Below are 1646 nucleotides of genomic sequence, written 5' to 3'. Positions count from 1 at the left end.
GAGCGTGTGGTTCCAACGCGCCTGCGCTCTACAACGCCCGGGCAAGTCGAACGCGCTCACCGCACGATCACTCTTCCACCCATTGCACTTTCCGACAGGACAACACATGACCAACAACCCGACCACGAAACCCCTCCAGATTGGCTCCGCGACAGCCATCCCCGCGTCGGCCATTGCTTCGGCGAGGGGCCTGGTGAAGACCTATGGGCGGGGCGACACAACGGTGCAAGCTTTGGCGGCTATCGATGTTGATTTCACTCGTGGTGAGCTGACAGCGATCATGGGCCCGTCCGGGTCGGGCAAGTCCACCCTCCTGCACTGCATGGCCGGGCTGGACACAATCACCTCTGGGACCGTGACGATCGACGGCGAAGACGTCGGCCGGATGAACCAGCGCCAACTGACGAAGCTTCGCCGCACCCGGTTGGGGTTCATCTTCCAAGCCTTCAACCTGGTTCCTACGCTCACTGCGGCGGAGAACATCACATTGCCGCTGGACATCGCCCGTAGGCCGGTCGATCGTGCGCACTTTGACACGATCGTGGCCGCGGTGGGGCTGGAGTCACGTCTACACCATCGCCCCAGCGAGCTGTCGGGGGGTCAACAGCAGCGAGTCGCGTGCGCCCGAGCGCTCGTCGCCAAACCTGCGGTGATCTTCGCCGATGAGCCCACCGGCAACCTCGATTCGAAGGCGTCCACCGAGTTGCTGGGCTTTCTGCGCCGCTCCGTCGACGATCTCGGCCAAAGTGTCGTCATGGTCACCCACGACCCCCGCACGGCCACCTATGCCCACCGTGTCCTCTTCTTGGCCGATGGCCGGCTCGTTGGCGAATTAGTAAACCCTACACAAGCATCCGTGCTCGAAGCGCTCGCTAGCCTCGACGCTGCCCCCACTGCGGACGAAGGCAAAACCGACAACGACACCTCTGCAATGCCTCTCCCGGTGCGTATCTGATGCGCCGCGTGGCGTTGCGCGGAATACGCGCGCATCTCGTGCGATTCATCCTCTCGGTCCTGGCTGTCGCGCTTGGAGTCGCTTTCGTGGCAGGCACTTTCTCCCTGCGCACAATGATGTCTTCCACGTTCTCCGCAATCGTGGACTCGACCCTGCTCGGAGACGCCTACATTCGCGGAGCCGAACCTGCGCTCGGGCGCAGTATGACCGGCGCAATCGGTGAAAACCGCAACACCGTGCCTGCCGCTCTCGCCGGTCGGATCGCCACAGTACACGGTGTCGACAAAGCGTTCGCCGGGATTACCGGCCCAATCGTCGTTGTCGGAAAAGACGGCACCGCGGTCCAGAGCACCCAGGCGCCCAGCTTCGGGGTGGCGTTGTATCCCGACGACACCACCGTCACAGTTGCCTCCGGACGCGCCCCCAACGGACCGGCCGAAATCGGACTCGAGTCCGCAACCCTGGCGTCTTCCGGCTTGTCAGTGGGAGACCAAACGAAAATCGTTGTGGCCGGCGAAATTCGCACTGTGCAGGTCACCGGAAAAATGTCCACGGGAATCGCAATGGCCGGGGCCACAATCGTGTACCTCGACGTTGCGACCGCGACAGCGGTCTATGCCCCCGATGGCATGGCGTCCACGATCGCCGTGTATGCAGAACCAGGAGTGACCGAAAGTAACCTCGTCGCGAA

2 protein-coding genes are annotated in these 1646 nt (G+C 63.0%); both read left to right on the top strand.

Annotated elements, in window-relative coordinates:
* Positions 1–106: 106 nt before the first annotated feature.
* Entirely contained in the window at positions 107–955 is an 849-nt protein-coding gene (locus tag E3T23_RS00605) for an ABC transporter ATP-binding protein (RefSeq protein ID WP_134368488.1), read from the top strand.
* A 38-nt stretch (positions 956–993) separates the two neighbouring features.
* A partial coding sequence (locus E3T23_RS00600; RefSeq protein ID WP_206750233.1) for an ABC transporter permease occupies positions 994–1646 on the top strand: 653 nt, incomplete at its 3' end.

Origin of the sequence: Cryobacterium cheniae (assembly GCF_004403395.1) — a bacterium.
GTDB classification, from domain to species: domain Bacteria; phylum Actinomycetota; class Actinomycetes; order Actinomycetales; family Microbacteriaceae; genus Cryobacterium; species Cryobacterium cheniae.
The sequence above is the reverse complement of the archived record's forward strand: the minus strand, read 5'-3'. Positions and strand labels throughout refer to the sequence as shown.